The organism is Streptomyces sp. NBC_00637 (genome assembly GCF_045161545.1).
GTDB lineage: Bacteria > Actinomycetota > Actinomycetes > Streptomycetales > Streptomycetaceae > Streptomyces.
This window is the reverse complement of the sequence record NZ_CP109046.1, coordinates 8,353,865-8,380,104: the sequence shown is the minus strand read 5'-3', so window position 1 is coordinate 8,380,104 and position 26,240 is coordinate 8,353,865. Positions and strand designations below refer to the sequence as shown.

The window sequence follows — 26,240 nt, the reverse complement described above, 5'->3', positions numbered from 1 at the left end:
GGCCGCCTCTCGACAACCAGGCAGGTCACTGCGGCAGAGCCGTAACGGTGGCACGCGCCGAGTCCTCGTGGCAGGGGTGGCCGCGATCGACTCGGGGAAGTCCGACTGCGGCCACCCCCGACGCCGGAGTGCGGGGAGCACACCACACGCGCAGGCGTGACGTCCGCCTTCCCCGCCGCGTCGGCCGCACGCTGCTCTGTACGGGTGACGATCGATGGCCGTCGCCCGGAGAAGCGGCATGGGCGATCGAGATGATCAGCGGTGCCCGCGTGCCCGCCCCCGTCTCTCGGACGACCCCACCGGCAAGACCACGGCTACGGCTACGGCTACGGCTGGAGTACCAGGTCGCGCCGATACCAGCTGCCCGGCTTACCGCCGAGGTCAGCCGGGTCGGCTGGACCTGTCAGGACGAATCCGGCTTTGACCAGCACCTTCTGGGACGCGACATTCTCGCGAGCGGCGGCCGCTCGCACAGTGCGCAGCCCGTGGCGCGACGCCGCCAGTCCGCACAGCTCCCGGACGGTCGCCGTCGCCACGCCGCGGCCTGAGACATGCTGGGCCACCCGGTAGCCGAGTGCCGCGGTGCGATCCTCGATGTCGACCAGGTTGAACCTGCCGAGTACCGAGCCGTCTTCGGCGACGAGCACGTAGAAGGCGCAGATGCCGGCCTCCTGCTCGGTCAGCAAGGCGTCGTACCGGTCGCCGAACCGGTCGAAGAAGTCGTCGCCGCGGTCGGAGACCGAGGCAGCGAAGTAGGCGCGGTTCGCCAGCTCGAAGGCCAGGACCGCCGGGGCGTGACCGGCATGCAGCGGTTTCAGGTGGGGCACCGCCCGACTCTACGCAGACGGCGGCCCGGTGCCACCCGAGTTTCCGGTGCGTACATCGTGCGATCCGCTGATGTGGGCGAAGCGTCCCCCGGTGTTATTCAATGAGGTGTGCGCTCAGGGATCTCGGGGCCCCGTCGCACGGGTCCGAATACGGCCCCGGCGCTGTGCCGGGGATTGCTGAGAGAGCGGCATGGACTCCACCTCCTCCCCCTCGTCCTCGTCGCCGTTCGACCTGGTCAGCCGTGCCCTGGGGCGGTACATCCCGTCCGGCGGAGCGGCGGCGGCCGCCGGTCCCGCCGACGCGCGGGACGACCGCGCCAGCCGCCGGCGGGCACCCGACGAGTCCGCGGCGGGCGGCGGTCAGGATCAGATTCTCGGCGTGGTCAACCTGGACAGGGATCTGCGGATCACCCGTCGCAATCTGGACGCTCCCGTGTTCGCGGGTCTGGATGCCGTGGCCGGAAGCTCCTTCGTCGATCTGCTGCCCCCGAGGGACGCGCCGACGGTCACACGGCGGTTGCGGCATGTTCTGGAGACCGGGGAGGCGCACGTCGCCCGGATCCAGCGCCTGCGGCGTGGCGGCGGGTCGGAGCTGGTGGTCTCGATGAGCATCCTGCCGGCCGCGGCGCCCGAGGAGGGCCTGACCGTCTCCTTGATCGCCATGGCCAGGAGGCTGCACCTGTACGCCGCCGAGACCGCGATCGGCACCTCGCTGGACATCGGCGAGACCGCGCAGTCCCTGGCCGAGTCCCTGCTGGCCTGGGGAGACGTGGCCGCCGTCGACCTCGACTTCGCCGTGTGGACGGGCGAGGGAGTGACCGAGAAGGCTCAGGGGCGGATCCGGCTACGGCGGGCGGCCCTGGTGCCGGACCGGGCGTGGCCCGACGGCTACGTGACGCCGGGCGACGATCTTCCCGGCGACGCGAGCCGTCTGCTGGCGCAGGCGGTACGGCGCAACGACGTCCCGCAGACCATCGTGATACCCGACCGGGAGGCGGTCGAGCGGGTGCTCGGCAGTCCGCGCGTGGTGCGTGCTCTGGTACCCGGTGACCGCTCGGCGGGTGTGGCGTGCATTCCCCTGGTCCTGGAAGGCGCGCCGCCGGTCGTCCTGGGCGTGGCGGAGGTCTGGCGGCGGGCGGACCGCCCCTTCCGCGACAGCGAACTGTTCGACCTGCAGGAACTGGTGGCCAGGACCGCCCATCACGTCGATCTGGCCCGTCAGCACCAGCGCGAGCACACGCAGGTGCTGGCGTTGCAGCGCCGGCTGCTGCCGCGGGCCGGCGGCGACACCATCGACATCGCCAGCGTCTACCAGCCCGCCACCCCCGACAGCGCGGGCGTCGGCGGCGACTGGGTGAACAGCTTCCCGCTGCCTGACGGCCGTACCGCCCTGGTGGTCGGTGACGTCGTCGGGCACGGTCTCGGCGCCGCGGCGACCATGGGCCAGCTGAGCATGGAGGCCCGCGCACTGCTGTCCGCGGGGCTGGCCCCCGACGAGGTGCTGGAGCATCTGGACGAGACCGTGTCGCTGCTGGACGACGCGGAGTCCGGGCTGGCGGCGGGATACAGCGCCCTCGGTTCGACCTGCTGCATCGCCCTCTACGACCCGGTGAGCCACCACGTCGTGCTGTCCAGCGCGGGCCACCTCCCCCCGGTCCTGGTGTCGCCGGACGGTCGCGCGGGCCCGCTCGCGGTCCGCCCGCACCCGGGTCTGGGCGCCGAGTTCGCACTGCGGGAGCCGTATGACGTACACACGTTCGACGCTCCCCCCGGGTCCCTGCTCGCCCTGTACACCGACGGCCTCGTCGAAGATCCGGCCGTGTCGATCGACGAGGGCATCGACCGGCTGGCGGAGACCGTGGCCGCGGTGCACCCGTGGGACGCGCTGCAGAAGGCCGCACGGCGCGTCGTCTCCACGATGGCGCCCGCGCGCCAGCGCGACGACGTGACCCTGTTGCTCGCGCGCATGATCGGCTGCCGCAAGGGGGACACCGCGACCTGGCGGCTGCCCGCCCGCGACGACGCACCCGCTCGTGCCCGCGCGCACGTCTCCGCGCTGCTGCGGCAGTGGGGCATACGGGACGACACCCGGGACAACGTGTCGCTGCTGGTCAGCGAGCTGGTCACGAACGCGGTGCGCTTCGCCGCGGGTCCCGTCACGGTACGGCTGATCAGGGCCGGTCACGGCCTGCTGTGCGAGGTCGGCGACACCGGCAACGGCCGGCCGCGTCTGAGCCGCGGCGACCTCCTCGACGACGGCGGTCGCGGGATGCACGTCGTGCACAGACTCACCACGCGGTGGGGCGTGCGGTGGACGGACACCGGCAAGGTGGTCTGGGCGGAAGTCGCGCGGTGACGCGACCGCTGGGCGGCGGGCACAGGCCCCGGCGCACAGGCACAGACACAGGCCGAGTCACAGTCGCAGGCACAGGCACAGGCACAGACGGCGTACGGGAGCGCGGCGAGGGTACGTACGGTGCGCGTCGGACGGCGCGCCGACCGGCGAGGGTACCTCGCGCCGTACCGGTGGTGTCACCGGTACGGCGGGGCGGCCCACCTGCCGGCAGACAGGACGCGGCCTCGCGCTACAGCCACTCCCCTTCCAGGGCGGTGGCGGTGAGACCAGGGGCCGCCGCATACAGGACGGTGCGAGCGCCCGACTTCTGCCCGGCGTCGTGCGCCCTTCGCATGATGTCGAACACGGCGGCGCCGCCGCGGTTGCCGCCGGTGTAGCTGTCGCGGCTGTAGTCCAGCAGCCCCGACGGCCACCCGTCGGGCATCGTCTGCTCCATGTACTCCAGCACCCGGGTCCCGCCGGGGTGGGCGAGCAGCACGTCGGGGTGCCAGGAGCTCGGGTCGTCCTGGTAACGGAGGCGCAGCCACTCCCACATCGCGGTGACCGTCTCCTGTACGGCACGCGGCCCGCGCCGGTCCATCACGAAGTGGGTGCCGTCCGCCCGTGTGTCCAGGCGGTGCAGGTCCTGAGTGTCGGGCACGGTGTGGTTCCAGGCGGCGTCGAGTCGTAGCATCGACTCGCGCCTCTGGCGGCCCGTGACCACCACGGCGACCGCGGTGTCCGCGAACAGCAGCCGGACGATCAGGGACTCGAGGGTGTCGTCGGCGGGCTGGTAGGTGGTGCTCAGCGCCTCCGCGATCACGACCAGGACCACCCGGTCGGGGTCCGCGGCCACAAGATCAGCGGCCAGCGCGAGGGAGCGGGTCCCCGCGATACAGGCCCACTGCGTGGCCGGCAACAGCATCACGTCGCCGCGCAGCGCCAGCCTGTTGGACAGGGCGATGTCCAGGCCCGGCAGCGCGGGGGTGGTGGAGTGACTGGTGATCAGGCAGTCGACGTCCGCGGCATCCAGTCCGGCGGCCTGCAGAGCTCCGCGCGCCGCACGCTCACCATAGGCCTGCACGGCCTCCCAGGCCGGCGCGGTGCGCTCCTGGATGGTCTGCGGCGCGGGTATCGCTTCCAGGGCGGCGATCGCACGGTCCACGTCCTGCGGGGTGAACCCGTCGCGGGCCAGCGCCTCTTGGGCCGGTCCGACGCCGATGGTCCCCAGGCCGTTGCCGTTGCCGGGCGCGACGGCGGTCTCCAGCGGCAGCATCCACCCGCGCTTCTCGATGCCCGTACTGGCCGCTATGCCGTCGATTCTCGGCACCCACGCCGCATGCGGATGCCGGTCGCGCACCTCCGCCACGATCTGGCCGGTCTCCACGCCGTGCTCGCCGTGGATCACTGCGGGGGGACAGAGGTATGCGGTCATGAGGGGCACCTTTCCAATGGAAACCAGGAGGAGCGTCACGAGTGCTACGACGAGGGCGGCTTCGACAATCCACGCCCAAGGCAATGCCGATGAGCTCCACTTCGTGGGTGTCGGCATCCGTCCCCAGCATGGACGCCAAAGGGACATTTCCGCTGTGACGCACACAACTTGGGCGGCCCTCGAAGTGCGTGACACGGCACACACCACGAAGACGAAGGCCCTCCGAGCCACCCTGCGACTCTCACCTGACATTCCGTCAGTCAAGAATGGAGGCCGGAACCGACCGGGCATCCCGCTCCCCCGCCGCCTCGGACACCAGGGCGTTGGGGCGCCCCGGCGAGTCATGAGCAGTAGCGAGGGAACCCCTCGGTGGCTCGCTGTCCCACCCGGACGACGTCCGAAGCCGCTTCGCGTTCGGGATGGTCCGACCAGACGATGAGCCCTCAATGACGCCGACGGCGTGACATCCGGCCTCGACCGCAACCGCCACGGGCCCCACGCGCCTCCTGACCCACAGAACCGCAAGCTGCTGGTGAGGAGACCGACATGACCACCACTGCCTTCGAGTACAGCGCACCCCACGCATTCGTCGACCCCTACGCCGTCGACACGGCCGAGGTCCCCTGGCCGGCCCCCGCCGGCCAGGACGGTGACGCCGACTACCTGCTTGCGCCGCCCAATCCCGCCGAGCGCATCAGCTTCACCATCGACCCACGGGACCGTCGACGCCTCGACCTGCACGCGGTACTCACCGCAGCGGGGATCCCGCCGCGCCCCGAAGACCGCGAAGCCATCGACCAGCTCAGCGCACTGCCCGGCAGCATCAACGCGACCCTCCAGCGCTGGCTGCACCACACCACATGAATCGACCGCCCGGGAGCGCCGGACCCTCTCGGACGGCGGGCCCGCAAGGTCCCGGCAGGACCGTCGGACGGGCGGTGGGTGATCACGCCCACCGCCGCCGGCGACGACAGCCCAGCCCTCGGCACCTGGGGTCCCCCGAAAGGGATACGATCTCGCCTTTGCCGTCACTACGACATCGAGCTCGATGCCGATGAGCGACTCGTCATCACGACAGCGGGCGGATCCGGCGTCGGCGGCCGCAGGCGATTCCGCAGAGGGGCGTCATGGGGAACGAAGAAGGACGAAGCTCCGAGTACAGCGTCTGGGGGACGATCGAACTGCGTCCCCCGGTCCCGGTGGCACGATTGTGGGGACTGACCGACCAGGACGGTTTCCGGAACAAGCTCGACACCGCGCCGCCCGGCGCGGCCGAGCCGAACCCCGAGGCCGCTCGACCGAGTTGGGAGTTCGTCCCGGACGACGACGCGGGCACCGACGAGCAGGGCCGTCCTCGGGCCATCAAATACCTCCGGGTGAACGATCAGGGTGTCGCACGAAGTGAAGTCGACAGCCGACTCCGGGAGGTGGCCGCCTTGCTCGGCGCGGACCACGCTTTCCACGGACACCTGCGCTACGAGGGTTACGTCGAAGACGACGGCGAGATCCGGCTCCGAAGCGACGGCGGGGCCCCGGAGTGGCGCGACACGACACCCCGGTACTGGTGACGACGCTCCCGGAGCGCACGGCCCTGACGGCGCCTCGGACCACCTCCGTCGGGCTACCTGTTCCTGCCGCAGGCGTGGGGACGCGGGTACGCGGCCGAGGCGTGCGCGGCAGCACTCGACTGGTACGCCGGCATGCTTCCGGGCGAGCCGGTGGTGCTCACCACCCAGACCGCCAACCACCGCTCGATGCGCCTCGCGGCGAAGCTGGGATTCACCGAGGTGGCGCGCTTCGAGGAGTACGGGGCCGAGCAGTGGTTCGGCAGGTGGTTCGCGGTCGGACGCAGTCCGTAGAAGCGTCCGCCCGCAGAATTACGGCAGTTGGGGCGGCCCATCACCGGGATCGACTCGGTCGGAAGGCGAGACCGGTGACGTGACCGTCCACAGGCGCGCGTGCCGTCACTTGTCGGCGGCGAGCCTGCCTCCGACGCCGAAGCTGTCGGTGGGGGTCTCCTCGATGAAGACCATCACCGTCGCGGCCGGGATCTCGTACGTCTCGACGAAAGCGTCGGTGATCTTCTTGATCAGCTCCCGCTTGAGCTCGACGTCACGCGGGCCCTGCTGGATGGTCACGGCGGGCATGGCTGCCTCCTGGTCCTTGTCGGTGCCGTACAGCGTGTGCTGTGGCGTATGGCCAGTTCACCGCGTCGCGCCGTGGCGACCAAGGCGCACTTGACTCATACACTCATCACGGATCGTGATGAGTGAAGGGGCGGGGTATGGAACTGCGGCAGGTCAGGTACTTCCTCGCGGTCGCCGAGGAACTGCATTTCGGACGCGCCGCCGGTCGGCTGCGCATCGTGCAGCCGACCGTCAGTCAGCAAGTCCGCAGACTGGAACGCGAACTCGGCCTGGAGCTGTTCGACAGGACCACCCGCAGCGTCACCCTGACCGCCGCGGGGCACGCTTTCCTCCCCCGCGCCCGGGCCGTCGCGGCGGCCGAGGAAGCGGCCCTCGAGACGATGGCCTCATTGCGTGCCGAGCAGCTCACGACCTTGCGCGTCGGCACCAACACCGGTCTCGGCACTCGGCTGGAGCAGCTGTTGGCGGACATGGCACAGCATGCGCCGGAGATCACCGTCGAACTGCACAGCACCCCGGCCGCGCTTCGGCTGCAACGCGTACGGGACGGCGAACTGGACGCCGCCTTCGTCCGCGGGATCGAGCAGAGCCCGGGACTCGACCTCATTCCGGTGTGGCGGGACGAGCTGGTGGCCGCGCTGCCGGCGTCGCATCCGCTGGCCGCACGCGAACGCGTCGACATCGCCGACCTGGCCGCCATGCCGCTGCGCATCGCGCCCCGCCACATCAACCCGCACCTGGTCGACCTGATCACCGGCGCCTGCCGGACCGCAGGCTTCGAGCCCGTCATGGGCCCGGCCTTCACCACCGACCAGGACACCCTCGCGGCCATCGGCAGCGGCAAGCCCAGCTGGACCGTCCTCTATTCCTCCAAGGCCGCGATCCTGCCCACCGCCCGTACGGCCTTCCGCCCGTTCGCCCCGCCCGCACCCGCTCTGCAGACCTACCTCGCCGTCCGCACGGCCGCTTCGGCGCGGCGCCTGGCTCCCCTTCTCGACGCCTGCCGCACGCAGGCTCCCTGACCGGAAGGGTTCGTGGCGTCAGCCCCGCGACCACCCGGCGCGGGGGCCCGAGCCACCGAGGAACATCAGAGCGGGTTGAGGCGGGCCTTGAGCAGACAGAACTCATTGCCTTCGGGGTCGGCCAGGACGTGCCACTGGTCCCCCTCCGCCTGGCCGATGTCGGCCGGGCGCGCACCGAGCTTCAGAAGGCGTTCGAGTTCGGCGTCCTGATCACGGTCCGTGGGGTTGACGTCGATGTGCAGCCGGGACTTCCCCTTCTCCGGCTCGGCCCTGTGACTGAGGATGATCGTCGGCTGCGGACCGCCGAACCCTTCGCGCGGCCCGATCTCCAGAGTGCCGTCGTCTTCGCGATCGAGCACGACGAAGTCCAGGACCTCGCACCAGAATCGCGCCAGCACCTCGGGTTCGCGGCAACCGAGCACGAGTTCACTGATACGACATGCCATGGACGCAACCTGCTCTCAGCCTGGGAACTGCCGGGCGGCGACACGGAAAGCGCAGGTGTCCCCGGCAGTGTGGACAACCCCGCGAGCGTACCGGCGGGGCGAGCACGGGTGAATTGATTTCCGGGCTGCCGCCCCTGGCCGCCCCCCTGTTTCCGGCAATGGGGCAATCGAGCAACCTGCCAGTCGCGCACGGTTGTTGCCCATGCGCAGGGAAGCAGACCGTCCAACGCGACCTGGGGCTCGGGTACTTCCGACACTCCCCCCACCACCCCAGGCTCCCCTCACCGAAAATCGTGATCTTTGTGGCGGGGCTCTGCGCTACGGTCCTGAGCATGAAGCCGTACTCCCTCGCAGTCCTGCCTCCGCCCGCCCCCTAGCGGGCGGCCCACCGGATCGAACGTCACTCCGAGCGTTCCTCGAAGGAGCCGCCGGAGCGGTGCCTGCTGCCCGCGCGCCGAGTCCACGCGCCGTCAGCGACCACCGACCGGAGTCCTCCATGCGGGCTGCACCCGTACGTCCCCTGCTCCACATCTCCCTCGCCGCCACTTCCTGGGGCAGTGCCGGCGCCGCCGCCGCGCTGCTCTACGGCACCAGCGGCCTCAGCCCTGTCGCGGTCTCCTACTGGCGATTCGCCATCGGGGCCGTGCTGTTGCTAGCCGGACGCGCGCTCCTCGCACCGGCCGTCGACACGGGGCGCGCCCGGCCGATCGCACTGGTGGCGACCGGCGTCCTGATGGCGGTCTTCCAGACCGGCTATTTGGCCGCTGTCGCCTTCGCCGGACTGTCCGTCGGCACCGCGGTCGCACTCGGCGCCGGGCCGGTCTTCACCGCTCTGGGCGCACGGCTCGTCTTCGGCGAACGGGTGAGCCGGCGCGGCGCGCTGACCGTTGCGCTCGCCCTCTGCGGACTTTCCCTGCTGGCCTTCGGCACCGACGCCCGAGCAGGAGGCACCGAGCCGTTGTGGGGATTCCTGTGCGCGCTCGCCTCGGCCGCGGGATCGGCCGCGATCAATTTGCTCACCCAGGCCGAAGCACGGCGCGGCCGGGCAGGCCGGCCCTACGACCGCGCGTTGGCCGGTTTCGCCGTCGCCGCGGTGTGCCTGCTGGTCACCGCGATGCCGTCCGGTGCACTGGTGCCCGCCGACGGGCACTTCGCGATGTCCTCGCGTTGCTCGGATACCTGGGGGCGATCCCTACCGCGCTCGCCTACGCGCTGTTCTTCTCGTCCCTGATGGCCGTCCGCGCCACCACCGTCTCCGTTGTGATGATGCTCGAACCGGTCGCGGCGCTCTTCCTCGGCGTCACGCTGCTCGGTGAGCGAATGACCCTCGCCACCGCCGCCGGCTCGGCCGTACTGCTCTGCGCGGTCCTGCTGTCGGCCGAACGGGAGAGGGAGCGGTAGCCCGGCACGTGCGCATGCTCCGGTGAAACCGTGCCAGGTCGTAACGGAAGTGAGGCGCGGTCGGCCTGGTGCCGCGGGCCGCGAGATCCATCCCGCCGGGGTGTCGGACGATCAGCACCCTCGGCGGTCGCCCCCGATCTGCGCGGGTGCCGTCCCCCTGACTCGCACGACAACCGCGGTCGGCGGCTTCAGGGTCGGACACGGTCAGTCCTCGGCGACGCGAATGATCGTGCGGCCGGGGACGCGTTGGTGCGGGGCGAAGGCTGCGGGTGCCTCGGCCAGCGGCAGAACCGCGCCGACCCGTACCCGGAGCCGGCCGTCCCGCAGACGCCCGGCGAGGTCGGTGAGGCGGGCGCGATCCGGTTCCACGACGAAGAAGACGGCGCGCCCGTCGTCGGGGCGCACGGTGGGCTGGTGCGCGATGGTGACCAGCGTGCCGCCGGGGCGCACGAGGGCGGCCGAGCGGTCGAGGATGTCGCCGCCGATCACGTCGAACACCACGTCGACCTGGCCGGTGTGTTCCCACCGGTCGGCCTCCGGGTCCAGGTCGAGGAACTCGTGGGCGCCCAGGTCGAGGACGGTGTCGCGGTCGGCGGAGCGGCCCGTGCCCACCACGCGGGCTCCCGCTTCGTGAGCGAGCTGGACGGCGATCGAGCCGACGCCCCCGGCGGCGCCGTGGATCAGCACACTCTGGCCGGCGGTGAGACAGGCGTGGTCGAACAGGCCCTGCCAGGCGGTCAGCCCGGAAATCGGCAGTGCGGCCGCCACCGTGTGGTCGATGTCGGCGGGGAGCGGGGCAAGGTTGCGGGCTTCGACGGCGACGTACTCGGCGAGCGAGCCGTCGCGGGCCCAGTCGGTCGGTCCGAAGACCCGCTGGCCGACGGTGAGGCCGGTCGTTCCGTATCCGAGTTCCACCACCACCCCCGAGACCTCGTGGCCGGGCACGCTCGGGGTCCGGTCGCGGCCGGCGCGGTCGGCCCAGGTGGCGGGCCAATCGAGCTCTCCTCGGGTGAAGCCCGCGGCGTGCACCCGGATGATGACGTCGTTCTCGGCGGCATGGGGATGAGGAAGGTCCTCGACGGTCAGTCCCGCGATTCCGGCCTCGCGATCCCGGACGGTAATGGCTCGCACGAGCATTCCTTTCTGTTTGCATGGTCTTCTTACGCGGTCTTCCACTCGGTCTTCTATGTGGTCTTCTCGCGTGGTGATCGGTGAGGTTGCTCTCGTGGTCGCCATCAGTGCGACGAGCGTGACCGATGGTGCATTGCCGCCCGATGTCGGCTCAGTCCTGGAGTGGTGCGGCCGGAGGGCGGCGGCGATTGCAGCTGCTCGATACCGGCTGCCGCCGGGTCATTGTGGCCAGGGAGCGTTCATGATGCGCTCGACCATGGACGTCCGGCGGAATCCGGGAACGAAGTGTTCCAGGACATCCGCATTGACGGTTCCGTAGGTGGTGTCCGGGCGGTTTTCGAGGCCTTCGACGAATGCCTGAAGGAACTCCCTCTTGAAATCGCCGCGCGGATGAGCGGCGAGGATCTCGTCGAGCTGGTCCCCTTCCAGCATGTTCAGCCCCCAGCCGACCGCGTCGGTCAGCACTCCGTGGTTCGTGGCGGCGACCTCGGGTTCCATCCGGGCGGGAATTCCCGGAGTCGTGTGCAGGGCGATGGCCCTCCAGACCACCTCGGCGGCGCGCTCGGGGAAATCGCGGTCGAGCAGGAACTTCCGTGCGTGGTCGGCGCCGTCCAGCTCGAAACGCTGCCGCGCGTCGGAGAACGGGATCGAAAGGCCCGCGTCGTGGAACATCGCCGAGATGTAGAGCAACTCGGGATCGGGTCGCAGGTTCAGTTCACGCGCGTGGAGGGAGGCGAAGAGAAACACACGGCGGGAGTGGTGGAAGATCAGGGGGTTCGTCCTCTGCCGAAGGAAATCCGTGGCCTCCGCGACTGCCGAGGTCCCGGGTATTTCCACCCCTGCGATGATGTCGGTCATGATGTCCGTGCTTTCCGGTGCGATGTGCTTCGAGTGGACCGTGCGTCCGCTCTCTACGGTGCCGACCAGGCGGCCCCCGGCGCCGCCTCGGTCCGGCCATGAACCCCTCGAATCCGGTCATCCCAGGATGGGCCTGTGAGCGCCGACACGCATCGGGTGGCGATCCTCGTCTACGACGGGGTCAAGCTGCTGGACGTCGTCGGCCCCGCCGAGGTCTTCGGTGAGGCGAATCTGTTCGGCGCCGACTACCGGATCGTCCTGGTGTCGACGACGGGCAGCGACGTCGTCTCCTCGATCGGTGTGCGGATCGCCGTCGACGGCAGCGCCGGCAGGGAGCCGGACCCCGACACGTTCCTGATGCCGGGCGGGGCCATCTATCCCAGGACTCCCGTCACGCGCGACCTGGCCGAAGCGGCCAGGGATCTGGCAGTGCGGGCCGGCCGGGTCGCCTCCGTGTGCTCCGGTGCTTTCGTCCTCGGCGCAACGGGCCTTCTGGACGGCAAACGGGCGACCACACACTGGAAGATCGCGAGCGAACTCGCCGCCCGGCACCCGAAGGCCCGCGTCGAACCCGACGCCATCTACGTGCGCGACGGCACGACCTACACGTCCGCCGGTGTCACGGCCGGTATCGACCTCGCGCTCGCCCTCGTCGAGGAGGACCACGGTCCCGACGTCAGCCGGGAGGTGGCCCGCTCGCTGGTGGTGTACCTGCATCGTGCGGGCGGCCAGTCACAGTTCTCCGCGCCCCTACAGGGCCCACCGCCCCGGTCGGCCGCCCTGCGCAGGGTCGTCGACCTGGTCACGGCGGATCCCGCCGGCCACTACTCCCTCGCCGAACTCGCCGGGCGGCTCAACGTCAGCACCCGTCACCTCACCAGGATGTTCCGGGAGGAGCTGGGCACCACGCCGGCCCGGTACGTCGAGTCGATCCGCTTCGACATCGCGAAGTCGCTGCTCGACCAGGGGTACACGGCGACGCAGGCGGCGTCCTTGGCCGGTTTCCCGAGTTACGAGAGTCTGCGCCGCGTCTTCGGCCGGGAGTTGTCCCTCAGTCCCGCCGCCTACCAGCGCCGGTTCGCCACTGCCCGCCGCGAGCAGCCCGAGTAGCGTTCCAGGTGTCGTGGAGACGCGTCTTCTCCGCCCCGCGCGGCAGGCCTTGACCGCCCCCGGAAACAATTGCGGGCGCCCGCCCGATCGTTGACGTACGGTGGTGTCACCGACGCGGGGTGGAGCAGCTCGGTAGCTCGCTGGGCTCATAACCCAGAGGTCGTCAGTTCAAATCTGGCCCCCGCTACCAGATCCGGCCCCTTTCGGCACCTCGGTGTCGAAAGGGGCCGGAGTCGTTTCACGGCCGCCCGATCCACCGCGCCTTGCTCGTCGTGACCACGTTCCTCACGCCCAACACACCCCATTTCACCTCGGACTTCTGGTGCAGCTCCGAGGTCCCCGAAGCCCGACGCATGACGTCCCCGAAGCCCGACGGACAACGGACCGGTCCGCACGGGCACGATGCGTGAGCGGGCGTATGCGGCCGTCCGAACCACTACGTTGGGTGCCTTCACACGGGGAGGGTTCATTGGCGCGGCAGGTGACGCTCGGGCGGGACTTCGGGCGGTTGTGGGGGGCCTATGGTGTCAGTGCCGCGGGGAGCGCCGTCGCGATGGGGGCGTTGCCACTGGTCGCCCTCCTGGTGCTGCACTCCTCGGCGTTCCAGGTCTCGCTGCTCACCGCGCTGTCCGCCGTGGCCAGTGTGGCGATCGCCCTGCCGCTCGGCGTCCGTATCGAGTACCGGTACAAGCGGCCCGTCATGGTCACCGCCGATCTGGTGCGCTGCGCGGTGCTGGTGAGCGTGCCGGTCACGGCGGCTTTCGGCGGACTCACCTTCGTCCACCTGTGCCTGGTGGGCATCCTCCAGACAGCCGCGTCCGTCGCGTTCGACGCGGCGAGCGGCGCGCACCTCAAGGCGCTCGTCCCGGCCGAGCAGCGCCTTCGCGCCAACAGCCTGTTCGAGACCACCAGTTGGATCAGTGTCAGCGCCGGACCGCCCGTCGGCGGGCTCCTGGTCGCAGTCCTGGGCCCCACCGTCACGATGGCGGTCGACGCCGCGTCCTTCCTCGGATCCGCCCTCGGTATCCGCCGCATCCGGCGGCCCGAATCCGCGCCGTCGGCACCCGTCGCCGCCCCTCACCTGGGCCGTGACATCGCCGCAGGCTGGCGCTACCTCCTGCGGCATCCCGGACTGCGTCCGCTGTTCTACAACTCCCTGCTCTTCGGCGGCTCCATCATGATGACCTCACCGCTGATGGCGGTCCTGATGCTGCGCGACCTCGGCCTCGCGCCGTGGCAGTACGGACTCGCGCTGGGCCTGCCGTGCCTGGGCGGTGTGCTGGGTTCGCGCCTGACCCCGCCGCTCACCCGGCGGTTCGGGCAGCGCCGGATCCTGCTGCTGTCGGGTGTCCTACGCACGATCTGGACGATCCTGCTGCCGCTGACGCCCTCGGGTGCCCTGGGTGTGTTCGTCATCGTGGCCGTCGATTTCGGCCTGCTCTTCGCCGCCGGCGTCTTCAACCCGTCGTTCACCACCTACCGCATGGAAGCCACCCAGGACGCGTTCATGTCCCGCGTCGCCACGTCCTGGTCCGTCAGCTCGAAGACGTGTCAGGCAGTCTTCATGGTCGCCGGTGGTCTCGTCGCCGACGCGGTGGGCGTCCGCGGCACGCTGCTCATCGCCGGTGTGCTGTGCCTGGGGAGCGCGCTTCTCCTGCCGTGGCGGAAGACCCACACCTCGACCAAGGGTGTTCCGGCACCCGCGGGGGAACCGGTCCCGGAACCGGCTCCCTCTCAGGCCGACTCCCCGTGACGGGGACTGCCTGCAGTGATCAACTCATCCTCTTAATTGTCATGATTCAGGCATGAAGGATGTCGAATCGGCCGAATGAGGCCTCGAAGGGCGCGCGGAGCGCCGCGGTCCGGTGACGATGGGGCCGGCGCGGTACACCTCGACCGAGCAGGGGGACGACGTATGGGTAAGCAGGTCAAGTGTGGGTCGACCCAGACCAAGACCGGCAAACGGTGCCAGAAGCCGGCGATGATCGGCTACTCGCGCTGTCAGCTGCACCGAGGCGAGTGGACTCCCCCGCAACGGAAGAAGACCAAGAAGCGCTGACCGCCGTCGCGGCAACCGGCCGCCGGATCGCGCTCCCTGCGGGTGCGCTCGCCCGCCGACTGGCCGACGGCGGCGGGGCATGCCAGCTTGCAGGAGGGAGAGGCGGCGGCCCACTGCGCCGAGCCGGTGTTCCGGCCGGAGGAGGCGCGCGCCGGACTGGGTGGCTGTCGGTGGCGCGGGCCTCGGCTCGACCACTGGACCGCTCCCGCCGGCGGCCGCGAGACGAGGGCAGGTGGGATTCACCGGTGCCGGGGCAGTCGGGAGAGGCGGATACGTCGAACGGGCGGGTCGCCCGTCAGCTGAGGGGATCAGAGCATGGCAGGACCGGAGGACACGCAGAGCAACGGCAGACGTCTCCTGTCGGCGCCTGCCGCCGCCGCGGCCGAGGTGCTGGAGGCCATCGGGACCGGGGCTTACGTCGTGGACGAGCAGGGACGCGTCATCGCCGTCAATTCCCGCGCCGAACAGTTGCTGGACCTGCCCGCCGGGGATCTTCTCGGCCACGACGCGCACGACCTGCTGCACCGGGACGCCCACGGCCAGCCCATGCCGCGCACGCAATGCCGTATGCGAGGGGCCTTCCACGCCGGGCGTGCCGCTCAGGCCGACGAGGACTACTTCGCGCGGAAAGACGGCTCGACGCTGCCCATCTCGTGGTCGATAGCCCCGTTCGATCTCGGTGCGTGTGAACGCGGCACGCTCGTCCTCTTCCATGCCCGGCGTCCGGAGCCGGACGCGCCGGAGCCGGCTGCCACGCTGCTGCCGGACCTCGAACGGCTCGCGCTGCTGGCCGCGACCACCACGCAGCTGACCTCCACCCTCGACGTCGACGAGGCGCTGCGGCGGCTGGTGACGCTGGTGGTGCCCCGGCTCGCGGACTGGGCCATCATCGATCTGATCACCGAGCGCGACGAGGTCTGGCGCACCGTCGTCGTCGAGGCGGCCGGTGCCGCACTGGTCCCGCACGAGGAGCTGCAGGGGCCGATGCCGCCGGTCCCCGAGGAGTCGCCGATGCCCTTGTCCAGGGCCCTGCGCGGAGTCGCTTCGACGCTGGCCGGCCCCCAGACCTACCAGGGGCAGCCGGATTCCGGTATCGCGGTGGAACAGCGCCGCCTGTTCGACGCCACCGGCATCCACTCCGCGGCCATCGCGCCCATCCGCAGCACCCGCGCCGTCCTCGGCGCCCTGACCCTGGGCCGTGCCAAGCAGTCGGGTGACTTCCACACGGCCGACCTGCCCCTGATCGAGGACATCGCCCGCCGCGCCGGTCTCGCCCTGGACAACGCGCGGCTGTACCAGCGCCAGCGCAAGGTCGCCGAGACCATGCAGAACCATCTGCTGCCCCAGATGCCCCGCGTGTCCGGGCTGCAGATGGCGGTCCGCTACCTGCCCGCGCCGGACGCCTCGCAGGTGGGCGGTGACTGGTACGACGCCTTCTCGCTGTCCGACGGCGCCACCGCGCTGGCCATCGGCGACGTCGTCGGCCACGACCTGGAGGCCGCGGCCGGCATGGCACAGGTGCGCAACATGCTCCGCGCCTACGCCTGGGCCCTGCGGGAGCCGCCCAGCCGGATCGTCGAACGCCTCGACGAGGCGGTCACGCACATCACCGACGTCACCATGGCCACCATGATCCTCGCCCGGGTCGAAGAGGCCGACGAAGGCGGGTGGAAACTGTCCTGGACCAACGCGGGCCACCCGCCGCCCCTGCTCATCAGCCATGACGGCCTGGCCGACTACCTCACCGCCGGGCACGGCATCCTGCTGGGCACCGGAGCCGGCAAGCCCCGCGTCGACGCCACCGCCCTGCTGCCGCCCGGATCCACCCTCTTGCTGTACACGGACGGCCTGATCGAGGAATCCGGCCACAGCCTCGACGAGGGCCTGCACCGACTGCGCCGGCACGCCGCGGCCCTCGCCCATCGCCCCCTGGCGTCCTTCACCGATCAGCTGCTGCGCAGGGTCCGCCCGTCCGCGAACGACGACGACGTCGCCCTCCTCGCCTTGCGGGTGCCCACCCTGACGTGACCACGTACTCCGGCGGCGAATCGCTCTATGCGGGGCCGCTGTCCGGATCCGAGGCCCCGCGCATGGCCGGCCGGAGGAACTCGGTCAGGGCGGAGGCCAGTGCTTCGGGCGCCTGCTCGGCGACGTGGTGTCCGGAATCGATGCCATGGCCGCGGACGTCGTCGGCCCACCGGCTCCAGACCGCGCGCGGATCTCCGTGGAGCTCCTCCAGGTCGTCCCTGAGCGACCAGAGGACCAGCGTCGGGCAGGCGATGCGCGTGCCGGCGGCGCGGTCGGCCTCCTCGTGCCGCCGGTCGACGGTGAGGCCGGCGCGGTAGTCCTCGAGCATCGCGCGTACGACGTCGGGGTCGCGCGTGGCCCGCCGCCACTCCTCGTGGTTCTCCCGCCCCATCACCTCGGGGTCGCCGTGGTACCAGCGGTCGGGGTCGGCGGTGATGACCCGCTCCGGGATGTCCGGCTGCGCGAAGAAGAACCAGTGCCACCACCGGGTGGCGAACTCGGTGGTGATCCGCGACAGGTGCTCCGTCAGCGGCAGACAGTCCAGGAACGCCACCCGGGAGACGCTCCGCGGATGATCGAGGGTGAGGCGCAGCGCCACGCTGCCCCCGCGGTCGTGTCCGGCCAGCGCGAACCGGTGATGCCCGAGGTGGCGCGCCACGGCCACCACGTCCGCAGCGACCGCGCGCTTGGAATAGCCCGTGTGGTCGGCGGTGAAGGCTGGTCCCCTCGACCGGCCGTAGCCGCGCAGGTCCGGGCAGATGACCGTGTGCCCGGCGCGTACGAGCAGCGGGGCGACCTTGTGCCACGTCGCCGAGGTGCGCGGATGGCCGTGCAGGAGCACCACCGGCGGACCGTCCCCGCCGTAGCGCACGAAGACGGAAGCGTCACCGACGTCGATCTGCGCCGTCTCGAACCCTTCGAACACTGCGGTCTCCCTCGGTCTCGGCTCATGCGACGCGTCGTACCGCCGGTGCCGTTCGCGTACCGCCGGAGCGGTTCGTCGTGCCGCCGGAGCGGTACGGGCTTCACTCGTGCCCCGGTCGGGGACGGCCATGTGCGGATGTGGGGGCCGGGTGTGGCCGATCGCCGGCACGGCCACGGGGGCGTGCCGGCGATCGCCGCGGCTCATCGCTGCTGGTCGGGTCTTGTCTCGTCCGGTCGGCGACGGGTGCCGTGCCAGTCCAGTATCAGAACCGTGGCGTCGTCCTTGAGGTTGCCGCGGCAGGCGTCGAGCACCGCGGCCGTCAGGCTCCGGACGGCTTCACGGGGGTGCAGCGCGCGGGTGTCGTGGATGACCGACGCCAGGTCGACGCCCGCGGCACCGCGTTCCTGCATTCCGTCGGTGAGCAGGACCAGGCGGTCTCCGGGATTCAGTTGCAGTTCCTGCAGGCGGTAGCTGGTGGGTGCCACCACTCCGAAGGGCAGGTTGACGGCGAGTCTGACCTCTTCGACGACGCCGTCGCGCAGCCGCAGCGGCCACGGATGGCCGGCGTTGACCAGTTCGCACAGGCCCGTTGCGAGGTCGACGCACAGCAACAGTCCGGTGGCCAGGCCTCGGCTGTGGCTCAGGAGGGCCTGGTGGGCGTGAGCGGCCTGCTTGAGGGCGTCACAGCCGCTGCGGCGTGCCCGGCGCAGCGCGCCGACCAACAGGGTGGCCAGCAGGGCCGAGTTCGTGTCGTGGCCCATGGCGTCGGTGATGGACAGGTGCAGGGTGTCGCGGTCCAGGGTGTAGTCGTAGGTGTCGCCACCGATGTCGTCGGCCGGGACCAGCCCGGCGGCGAGGGTGAACTGGTCCGCCTCGCAGCAGGGGGCCGAGGGAAGCAACTGGTGCTGGATCTCCGCGGCCAGGCTGGTCTCGGTGGTGCGCCGTCCCAGGTGGTACAGATCCGTGAAGCGGCGGTCCGTGACGATGATGTAGGCCAGGGCGTGTGCCGCTTCGCGGACCTGCCGCAGCACGGTGTCGTCGGCGGACTGGAGGGTGAGCTCCAGGACGCCGATGCAGTCGCCTCGGTTGGTGACCGGTGTGATGACGCGCCGTCCGCCCTGCCCGTCCGGTTCCACATGCTGACGCTGGTCGCGCAGAACGGTGTCGTAGACACTGCCCTGCAATTCGATCGGCTCGGCAGCGTCCGCGGCTTCAACGTCGGCCGCGGCGAGGCGTACCAGCCGCTGACCGATGAGGTCCACGAACAGGAACGACACACGCTCGGCACCGAACCGCTTCTGCAGATCGTGTGCCACCACGTCGACGGACTCGCCGGGCGGCGCCGCCTCCGCGGCGGCCAACAGCTCGCCCAGTTCCAGATCTCCACCCTCCACGACAACCTCCTATCGGTTGCCGCAACTTCTTCCCCGAGTCTCCGCAACATCACCTAATTCGACCATTTTGCCTGGTCAGGGCGGTGCAAAGATTTTCCCAGGATCAGATCAGGGGGTCCGGCGTCGAAGCCGTCGGCGGCCCACCATGGAGCCGCTCGCCCCTCGTCCCGGTGCGGCGGCACGGGCAGCCCGGCTTCCGGCGAGCCGGTGACCGGCGACCGCGAACCAGACGAGACATGCGGGGACTTCAGGACCGATGTCGGCACATGTCCCGTCGATGAGGGAGCGCGGTGCCGGCCGCGCCGGCGGCGAAGAAACACCCGTAGCCCGTTCCTACGGGGTCAGATCTGCTTCTCCATCCTGATGGCCTCGCGGAGTTCCTCGCTCGCCGCTCCCGGTTCCTGCCGCTGCATTTCCAGCAGGGCGGCGGCGATCGCGTCGAGCTTGCGCTGAATGGCGTGCTCGGCTCGCCGTTCGGAGTTCTTGAGCAGTGCCAGGAGCAGCAGTGAGACGGCGGACATCGCCTCGCCCACCAGGAGCAGCCACGACGTGGGCAGCTTCAGCACGTGCGCGGTGATCGCGCCGGCGACCAGCACGAGGCACACGCCGAAGAAGGCGGGTGAGCTGGTGAAGTTCGAGGCGTGCTCGGCCAGGCGCGTGAAGCGGCCCGGCCGGTCGCCGTCGCGATGCGCGGGGTGCTGAGGTGCCATCAGGTCACCGGCGGCCTTCACGAGGCCTGCCGGTCGACGGGCGCGCCCAGGGCCCAGCCGGACACATCGGCCAGCCGTCCACGCCACAGCGGGGCGGTCGCCGTCCCGGGCACGGACAGGAACGTGACGTCCACGAGGTGGATGAACCCGTGCAGCCCGTCGCCCGTACCCGGCTCCGACTCGGCCTCCTTCAGGGCGGACCGGACCTCGTGCGCCAGGTGTGCCATGTGGTCGGCCGCGTCGTCCGCTCCGGTGGCCGTCGACACCACGTGCTCCCACCGGTCGGCCCATGCCCGGGACCCGACCAGGTTGCCCGCGACGATTCCACCGGGCGTGGTCAGGCAGATCGTGAGGGTGGCCTCGGGCTGCGCGTCGACCAGCCGCAGCAGGATCTCCAGATGCGCGTCGATCGGCGGGAGCGCGGCACCGTGTTCGCTCACCACAGGTCCTCTCTGGTACGTGCCCGGGCCCGGGGCGGGCGTCCGCGCCCCGGGCCGCGGGTCTCGCCGCGGGTATCGGTTCACTGGGTGGTGAGCATGCCCTTGCGCAGGCGCTTCAGGGTGCCGGAGAGCAGGCGGGAGACATGCATCTGCGAGCAGCCGAGCCGTTCGCCGATCTGTGCCTGGGTCAGTTCCTCGACGAATCGCCAGTGCAGGATGCGCCGTTCACGCTCGTCGAGTTGGGCGAGCAGCGGGGCCAGCGTGTGGAAGTCCTCCACCAGTTCCATGGCGGCGTCGTCGGACCCGATGAAGTCCGCCAGAGCCGTCTCGCCGTCGGGGCCGCTGCCGATGGTGGCGTCCAGGGAGGCGGAGTTGTAGCCGTTGGACGCGAGGCGGGCCTCGATGACCTCTTCCTCGGTCAGGTCCATCAGCTCCGACAGCTCCTTGACCGTGGGGGTCCGGCCCATGCGGCTCTGGAGCTCCTCGGTGGCCTTCGCCAGCTGCACACGCGCCTCCTGCAGGCGGCGCGGCACATGGACCGACCAGGAGGTGTCCCGGAAGAAGCGCTTGATCTCGCCGACGATGTACGGGATGGCGAAGGAGGTGAACTCGACCTCACGCGATATCTCGAACCGGTCGATGGCCTTGATCAGCCCGATGACGCCGACCTGGACGATGTCCTCCATCCCGTCCGCGCCGCCCCGGTTGCGGAACCGCCCGGCCGCGAAGCGGACCAGGGACATGTTCATCTCGATCAGGGTGTTGCGCGCGTACTGGTACTCGGGCGTGCCTTCCTCGAGCACCGACAGCTTCGCGAAGAACAGCTTCGAGAGGGATCGTGCGTCCTTGGGCGCCATCTTGCCCGGTTCCGCGATGGCCGGCAGTGCCGCTGTCGTCTGATCCTCGGCTGCCTGTGCGATCGTCGCCGACATCTTTGTTCTCCCCACCCGGCCGGTACCTGCGTGCGAGCTGCTGCTGTGGCCGCGACTACCCCGTCACCGGAAGAGCATGCACATGCCCCGAGAAGATGCCCGGGCCGGGCGCGCAGACCGAGGCACCGCCCCTTCGTGGCGGGGTCGCGCTGAGGCTGCGGGCACGAGCGACGAATTCGGGCAGCGGATCAGGTCCGCCCTGGTACGACTCGCATCATCACCGAGGATCCCACGCGTAGGGGTGATCGCCGCCGGGCTGCGGCCGGAGGGGGGCGGGGATAGCGTGGACAGCACCTGTCCTGCTCGTCTTCCCATCCCCATGATGTGCTGGGAGCGCTGTGATGAGCCTGTTGCCGGTCGAGATCAAGGTCAATGTCGAAGGTGACGTGGCGGACGCGCTGTCGGCCCTGAGTGGTTCGCATGCTGCCATGACGACGCGTCGGATCTGGTTCGCCGAGGACCGGAACGGCGTCGCGCAGGGGCGGGTGCCGCTGCTCGAAGGCGGCGTGATCGTACGCTTCCGAACCGGTGCGGGCCCGGACGACCTGACCGTCAAGTTGCGTCCCTGTACCCCGCAGGCGCTGCTCGGCCGGTTCTCCGCACCCTTCGAAGCGGAGCCGCTCACCTACCGGATCGAGGAGGACTGGTCCGGCACCGGCCGTTCGCCGGCAGCCTCCCTGGTGCACGCCCACCCGTCGGGGGCGCTGGCCGCCGCGGTGGCGCAAGGAGCCGACCCGTCCGCGCCGATCGACGCGGTGCAGAACCAGTTCGTGCGTGCCTGCGCTCCTACCGTCCCGTTCGACGGGCTGGTCGCGTTGGGGCCGATCCACTCGACGAAGGCCGACGACGTTCCGCTCGACGACCTGGAGGTGGACCTGGAGGCGTGGTCGGTCGCGGGTCTGGAGTTCCTGGAAGCCTCGATCCGGGTGAAGCCCAAGGCCGAGGACGATGCCGAGGAGTTCGCCGCACGGGCGGAGCGCAAACAGCGGAAGCTGGAGGACGCGGTGAGGGATCGCGGGGTGACGCTCTCCGAACACCCCGACAGCAAGACCAAGCGCGTCCTCGAAGCCCTGGCCCGCGCCGAGCAGGACTGAGACGCCCGTCCGGCGCGACACGCGTCGGGACGGATACGTGTCCCGTGGAGGGACGCACCGTCCCCACCTGCTCCGGTGAGCGGTCCGCGCCCCCGGACGAACACGCTCCCCGTTTGCCGCCCGCCCCCATCCGACGCATCGTGGAAAGCGGGAGGGTCTGCTGGAGGGCCCCGTCGCGGGCCCGGCGTCCGGCGTTCCCGCTTCACCCTGCGGCACCCCAGGCCCCGCGGCCTTGTGCGGTGCGAGGAGGGAAGGTTCACCATGCCCGATCCGTGGATGCCCCAAGCCGTGAAGGCGGACCTCGGGGACCATGCGCCGTGCGACCCCACGTTCCCCGCGAGGGCGATCGCGCACATCACGGCGGACGAGGAGGCCACCGCGGAGGAGCCCCTGGATCTGCTCCCCTTCGCCAACCTGAAGAGCTTCTTCACCGGCAGCGGCAAGGGCCACGCTCCGCACATCCTCTGGGATCCCTTCACCGGAGCGTTCGCCCAGTTCTTCCCCGCCACGTCGCGCAGCAAGGCCGTGTTCGATGCCGACGGCGGCTTTCGCACGAACCGGACCGGCAAGGTCGTCCTCCAGGTAGAGGCGCTGTTCTTCCCGCACTGCCGTGTCAACGGCAAGGTGTTCGCCCGGCTGGTCGACACTCCCTGCGAGGGCTGGGCGGTGCTGCACGCGTGGATCGGCTCCTGGGGCGTACCGGACGTCTGGCCCATGGGCCGTCCGACCTCCTTGACCCGTAACACGTGCCCGGCCGACAAGTGGACCTCGCAGGGCGGGTGGTATGCCCATGCCCACGTCCCGGAGAACACCCACGTGGACCCCGGCACCTGGCCGGCGCTCGACTCGCAGCCGCCTGAACCGCTCCCGGTGGGGCCCCGGTTCGAGCCGTTCCCGGGTGCGTCGTTCTTCCGGGCGGGACGAACGTCGCCCGTCATCGCGGCCATGCACGCCCGGCTGGTCGCAGAGGACTGTGACCGCTACACGTCCAGCACCCATGTCGACGTGTGGGGACCGGGCGATGTGCGGTCCTACACCGCGTGGCAGCAGAAGCTGGGTCTCGAGGGCGGCGCCGCCGACGGCGTGCCCGGCCGGTCCAGCTGGGACAGGCTGGGTGTCCCCCACGTCTGACTCCGGGCGGGAACGGCCCGAAAGCCGTGCGGCGGATCGTGGGCGGGGGTGCGGTTGTGGCGGGCGGGGGACGTTCCACGCTCCGGGCGGGCGGAGCACCGACTGACTGTGGAGAGGCGGCCGTCGGCGCCCCGTACGTGGTAATTCCCCGTGTATCTCCCCGCTTCGGCGCCTTGCCGCCTGCATCGTCGACCCGTGAAGAAAGCCCGCCTCATCGCACCCCTCCTGACCTCCGCCCTGCTCCTGCCCCTCCCCCCGGCCCACTCCGCGCCCCGCTCCTCCCCCGCCGACGGGTGCACGGCACCGGGCTGGGCGCCCGCCGCCACCCGCATCGACACGAAGGACTCCCACCACCCGTACGTCGGCAACGGGTACCTCGCCACCCGGGTCCCGCCCGCCGGCGCCGGCTACGCGGCCTCCGGGGAGAAGACCGGCTGGCCTCTGTACACCCCGCGCTACGACGGCACCTTCGTCTCCGGTCTCTACGCACGGGGCCCCGAGACCACCGCCGGTCGCGAGGCGCTCGCCGCGCTCCCCCAGTGGACCGGGCTCGACGTGACGGCCGGCCGCGAGACCTACGGCGCCGGCAGCCGGATCGACCGGTACCGGCAGACGCTCTCGCTGCGCTGCGGCCTCCTGCGGACCAGCCTCACCTGGACCGGCTCCGACGGCCGCCGCACGGACCTCACGTACGACGTCCTCACCTCCCGGGACGACCCGCACACCGGAGCCGTACGGCTGCGCGTCACTCCGCACTGGGACGGACGGCTCACCCTCACCGACCGCATCGACGACCGGGGCGCCCGCCGTGTCGCGCAGACCGCGGCGGGGCCGGTCGACGCGCGCACGATCGGCGTGCCGTTCCGCACGGACGGCACCAGGATCGCCGGCGCGGTGGCGTCCACGTTCGAGGCCCCGGGCCGGCGCGGTGGTCGACACGGCTCCGGCGAGGGCAAGTTGAGTACCCGTCAGTCCGTTTCCCTGCCTGTCCGCTCCGGGCGCACCTACACCGCCACGAAGTACGTCGGCGTCGACACCGCCCTCACCTCCCACGACCCCCGCGCGGCCGCCGGCGCCGCCGCGCACCGGGCCGCCGGGCGTGGCTGGACGGCGTTGTTCCGCTCGCACCAGAAGGCCTGGCGTGCCCTGTGGGACGCCGACATCGCGGTGCCCGGCCACCCCGACGTGCAGCTCTGGGTGCGCTCGGCGCAGTACGGTCTGCTGTCGTCGCTGCGGGCCGGCGGCCGTGACAGCATCGCGCCGACGGGACTGACCAGCGACAACTACGCGGGCATGGTCTTCTGGGACGCGGAGACCTGGATGTTCCCGTCGCTGCTCGCCACCCGCCCCGAGCTGGCCCGCCCGGTGCTGGAGTACCGGTACCGCACCCGTGCGGCCGCCGCCGGGAACGCGGCGAAAACCGCCGTGAAGGGGCTGTTCTATCCCTGGACGAGCGCGAGTCACGGCCGGCTGTGGAGCGAGTGCCAGAGCTGGCGGCCGCCGCACTGCGTCACCCAGAACCACCTCCAGGGCGACATCGCGCTGGCCGCCTGGCAGTACTACCTGTCCACCGGTGACCGGAACTGGCTGCGGGGGCGGGGGTGGTCCCTGCTCGAAGGGCTCGCCCGCTACTGGGCTTCGCGTGTCACACCGAACGCCGACGGCTCCTTCTCCGTCAAGGAGGTCGCCGGTCCCGACGAGTACAGCAACGGCGTCGACGACGGCGCCTACACCAACGCCGTCGCCGCGACCGCGCTCCGCGCCGCGGCCGACGCCGCCCGCGTGCTGGGCAGGACCGCCCCGGCGGACTGGCGGCGCATCGCCGGACGGCTGCGCGTCCCGTACGACGCCCGGCGCAAGGTCTTCCTGCAGTACGAGGGCTACGCCGGTTCGCCGATCAAGCAGGCGGACACCGTGCTGCTCGTGTATCCGCTGGAGTGGCCGATGCCGGACGGCGCCGCGGCCGCCACGCTCGACTACTACACCGCGCGCACCGATCCGGACGGTCCGGCCATGACCGACTCGGTGCACGCGATCGACGCGGCCGCGATCGGCGAGCCGGGCTGTGCCGCGTACACCTTCCTGCGACGCGCCTACCAGCCCTTCGCGCGGGGCCCGTTCGCGCTGTTCTCGGAGTCGCGCGGCGAGAAGGCGGGGGCGGCCGATCCGCTCGCGGGCTCTCCGGCCCAGGACTTCCTCACCGGCAAGGGCGGGTTCCTCCAGGTCTTCACCCACGGCCTGACCGGGCTGCGGCTGCGTCCCGACGCACTGCACCTCGATCCGACACTCCCGCCCCAACTGTCGGACGGGGTAAGCCTGTCGGGGCTGCGGTGGCGAGGGCGGGTGTACGACATCGGGATCGGGCCGGAGACGACCACGGTGCGGCTGCGCTCGGGTGACCCGATCCCCCTGGAGACTCCCGAGGGCCGCTACACGCTCTCCGGCACGGTCACCCTCAAGACCCGCCGCCCCGACCTCTCCCCCACCCCCGACCTGGCGCGCTGCCGCCCGGCGACGGCGACCTCGGCCGAGCCGGGACTGTACCCGGAGGCGGCCGTGGACGGCAGCCCGGCCACCGTCTGGTCACCTGCCAGCGAGCGCGCCGCCCTCACCGTCGACCTGGGACGCGGGGTGCACGTCGGAACGGTCCGGCCGATCTGGCGCAAACAGCCGGCCGGGTTCGTCGTCGAGGTGTCGGCGGACGGCCGGGCCTGGCACCGGGCCGACAAGAGGGCGATCCGGTACGTGCGGGTGAGCGTGCGCGGCACGTCGGTCGCGCTGGCCGAACTCAACGTACAGCAGTGACGGCCGGGAC

At 71.1% G+C, this 26,240-nt stretch carries 23 protein-coding genes, 1 tRNA gene and 1 pseudogene; 14 read left to right on the top strand and 11 right to left on the bottom strand.

What is annotated here, in order from left to right:
• Window positions 1-326: 326 nt before the first annotated feature.
• The gene (locus tag OG440_RS37015) at window positions 327-827 is read right to left on the bottom strand and encodes a GNAT family N-acetyltransferase (protein ID WP_406011128.1); all 501 of its coding nucleotides are present in this window, start codon (window positions 825-827) and stop codon (window positions 327-329) included.
• A 190-nt stretch (window positions 828-1,017) separates the two neighbouring features.
• Between OG440_RS37015 and OG440_RS37010 the strand changes: the two genes are divergently transcribed.
• Entirely contained in the window at window positions 1,018-3,183 is a 2,166-nt protein-coding gene (locus tag OG440_RS37010) for a SpoIIE family protein phosphatase (RefSeq protein ID WP_406011127.1), read from the top strand.
• A gap of 229 nt (window positions 3,184-3,412) precedes the next feature.
• On the opposite strand, the gene OG440_RS37005 is transcribed toward OG440_RS37010, so the two are convergent.
• On the bottom strand, window positions 3,413-4,597 hold the full coding sequence (locus tag OG440_RS37005; RefSeq protein ID WP_406011126.1) for a type III polyketide synthase: 1,185 nt from the start codon (window positions 4,595-4,597) through the stop codon (window positions 3,413-3,415).
• Between the two features lie 546 nt (window positions 4,598-5,143).
• Here OG440_RS37005 and OG440_RS37000 point away from each other — a divergent pair.
• The 3 genes and pseudogenes from OG440_RS37000 to OG440_RS36990 form a co-directional block, all read left to right on the top strand.
• A complete protein-coding gene (locus OG440_RS37000) occupies window positions 5,144-5,461 on the top strand; it encodes a hypothetical protein (protein WP_406011125.1) in 318 nt (105 codons plus the stop codon).
• A 263-nt stretch (window positions 5,462-5,724) separates the two neighbouring features.
• The gene (locus OG440_RS36995) at window positions 5,725-6,165 is read left to right on the top strand and encodes a hypothetical protein (protein WP_406011124.1); all 441 of its coding nucleotides are present in this window, start codon (window positions 5,725-5,727) and stop codon (window positions 6,163-6,165) included.
• A 51-nt stretch (window positions 6,166-6,216) separates the two neighbouring features.
• Window positions 6,217-6,456 (top strand): annotated as a pseudogene (locus OG440_RS36990) (GNAT family N-acetyltransferase); the annotation flags it as partial.
• 105 nt (window positions 6,457-6,561) lie between these two features.
• Here OG440_RS36990 and dmpI read toward each other — a convergent pair.
• On the bottom strand, window positions 6,562-6,777 hold the full coding sequence (gene dmpI / locus OG440_RS36985) for a 4-oxalocrotonate tautomerase DmpI (protein ID WP_406011564.1): 216 nt from the start codon (window positions 6,775-6,777) through the stop codon (window positions 6,562-6,564).
• Between the two features lie 104 nt (window positions 6,778-6,881).
• On the opposite strand from dmpI, the gene OG440_RS36980 reads away from it, so the two are divergent.
• Window positions 6,882-7,766 carry a LysR substrate-binding domain-containing protein gene (locus OG440_RS36980; protein WP_406011123.1) on the top strand — a complete coding sequence of 295 codons (885 nt, stop codon included), beginning with the start codon at window positions 6,882-6,884 and terminating at the stop codon, window positions 7,764-7,766.
• 65 nt (window positions 7,767-7,831) lie between these two features.
• On the opposite strand, the gene OG440_RS36975 is transcribed toward OG440_RS36980, so the two are convergent.
• Window positions 7,832-8,212, bottom strand: a complete 381-nt coding sequence (locus OG440_RS36975; protein ID WP_406011122.1) for a VOC family protein — start codon at window positions 8,210-8,212, stop codon at window positions 7,832-7,834.
• Window positions 8,213-8,708: 496 nt separating this feature from the next.
• Between OG440_RS36975 and OG440_RS36970 the strand changes: the two genes are divergently transcribed.
• Together OG440_RS36970 and OG440_RS36965 are read left to right on the top strand one after the other, a co-directional pair.
• Window positions 8,709-9,443 (top strand): EamA family transporter, encoded by a 735-nt coding sequence (locus OG440_RS36970; RefSeq protein ID WP_406011121.1) that lies wholly within the window; start codon window positions 8,709-8,711, stop codon window positions 9,441-9,443.
• Window positions 9,380-9,613 (top strand): EamA family transporter, encoded by a 234-nt coding sequence (locus tag OG440_RS36965; protein WP_406011120.1) that lies wholly within the window; start codon window positions 9,380-9,382, stop codon window positions 9,611-9,613. The genes OG440_RS36970 and OG440_RS36965 overlap by 64 nt, the downstream gene beginning before the upstream one ends.
• A gap of 204 nt (window positions 9,614-9,817) precedes the next feature.
• Here OG440_RS36965 and OG440_RS36960 read toward each other — a convergent pair whose 3' ends face one another.
• Window positions 9,818-10,744, bottom strand: coding sequence for an NADP-dependent oxidoreductase (locus OG440_RS36960; RefSeq protein ID WP_406011119.1), 927 nt, complete (start codon window positions 10,742-10,744; stop codon window positions 9,818-9,820).
• Window positions 10,745-10,963: 219 nt separating this feature from the next.
• Window positions 10,964-11,602, bottom strand: a complete 639-nt coding sequence (locus tag OG440_RS36955) for an HD domain-containing protein (RefSeq protein WP_406011118.1) — start codon at window positions 11,600-11,602, stop codon at window positions 10,964-10,966.
• 135 nt (window positions 11,603-11,737) lie between these two features.
• Between OG440_RS36955 and OG440_RS36950 the strand changes: the two genes are divergently transcribed.
• From OG440_RS36950 to OG440_RS36935, 4 genes are all read left to right on the top strand, one after another.
• Window positions 11,738-12,712: a GlxA family transcriptional regulator gene (locus OG440_RS36950; RefSeq protein ID WP_406011117.1), complete on the top strand. Its 975-nt coding sequence runs from the start codon at window positions 11,738-11,740 to the stop codon at window positions 12,710-12,712.
• A 113-nt stretch (window positions 12,713-12,825) separates the two neighbouring features.
• Window positions 12,826-12,902 (top strand) — tRNA-Met (locus OG440_RS36945).
• A 228-nt stretch (window positions 12,903-13,130) separates the two neighbouring features.
• Window positions 13,131-14,465 carry an MFS transporter gene (locus OG440_RS36940; protein WP_406011116.1) on the top strand — a complete coding sequence of 445 codons (1,335 nt, stop codon included), beginning with the start codon at window positions 13,131-13,133 and terminating at the stop codon, window positions 14,463-14,465.
• A gap of 621 nt (window positions 14,466-15,086) precedes the next feature.
• On the top strand, window positions 15,087-16,799 hold the full coding sequence (locus OG440_RS36935; protein ID WP_406011115.1) for a SpoIIE family protein phosphatase: 1,713 nt from the start codon (window positions 15,087-15,089) through the stop codon (window positions 16,797-16,799).
• Window positions 16,800-16,824: 25 nt separating this feature from the next.
• Here the strand turns inward: OG440_RS36935 and OG440_RS36930 are convergent, their stop codons facing one another.
• From OG440_RS36930 to OG440_RS36910, 5 genes are all read right to left on the bottom strand, one after another.
• Window positions 16,825-17,724, bottom strand: coding sequence for an alpha/beta fold hydrolase (locus OG440_RS36930; protein ID WP_406011114.1), 900 nt, complete (start codon window positions 17,722-17,724; stop codon window positions 16,825-16,827).
• Between the two features lie 200 nt (window positions 17,725-17,924).
• Window positions 17,925-19,118, bottom strand: a complete 1,194-nt coding sequence (locus OG440_RS36925; RefSeq protein ID WP_406011113.1) for a PP2C family protein-serine/threonine phosphatase — start codon at window positions 19,116-19,118, stop codon at window positions 17,925-17,927.
• Between the two features lie 341 nt (window positions 19,119-19,459).
• Complete coding sequence (locus tag OG440_RS36920) at window positions 19,460-19,828, bottom strand: low affinity iron permease family protein (protein WP_406011112.1); 369 nt, start codon at window positions 19,826-19,828, stop codon at window positions 19,460-19,462.
• 17 nt (window positions 19,829-19,845) lie between these two features.
• Window positions 19,846-20,268, bottom strand: coding sequence for a hypothetical protein (locus OG440_RS36915; protein WP_406011111.1), 423 nt, complete (start codon window positions 20,266-20,268; stop codon window positions 19,846-19,848).
• Between the two features lie 80 nt (window positions 20,269-20,348).
• Window positions 20,349-21,200: an RNA polymerase sigma factor SigF gene (locus tag OG440_RS36910; protein ID WP_406011110.1), complete on the bottom strand. Its 852-nt coding sequence runs from the start codon at window positions 21,198-21,200 to the stop codon at window positions 20,349-20,351.
• 341 nt (window positions 21,201-21,541) lie between these two features.
• Between OG440_RS36910 and OG440_RS36905 the strand changes: the two genes are divergently transcribed.
• The 3 genes from OG440_RS36905 to OG440_RS36895 all read left to right on the top strand — a co-directional run bounded on the left by OG440_RS36905 (window position 21,542) and on the right by OG440_RS36895 (window position 26,230).
• Entirely contained in the window at window positions 21,542-22,294 is a 753-nt protein-coding gene (locus OG440_RS36905; protein WP_406011109.1) for a hypothetical protein, read from the top strand.
• Between the two features lie 261 nt (window positions 22,295-22,555).
• The gene (locus OG440_RS36900) at window positions 22,556-23,425 is read left to right on the top strand and encodes a peptidoglycan-binding protein (protein WP_406011108.1); all 870 of its coding nucleotides are present in this window, start codon (window positions 22,556-22,558) and stop codon (window positions 23,423-23,425) included.
• 195 nt (window positions 23,426-23,620) lie between these two features.
• Window positions 23,621-26,230, top strand: coding sequence for a glycosyl hydrolase family 65 protein (locus OG440_RS36895; RefSeq protein WP_406011107.1), 2,610 nt, complete (start codon window positions 23,621-23,623; stop codon window positions 26,228-26,230).
• The last annotated feature ends 10 nt before the right edge of the window (window positions 26,231-26,240 follow it).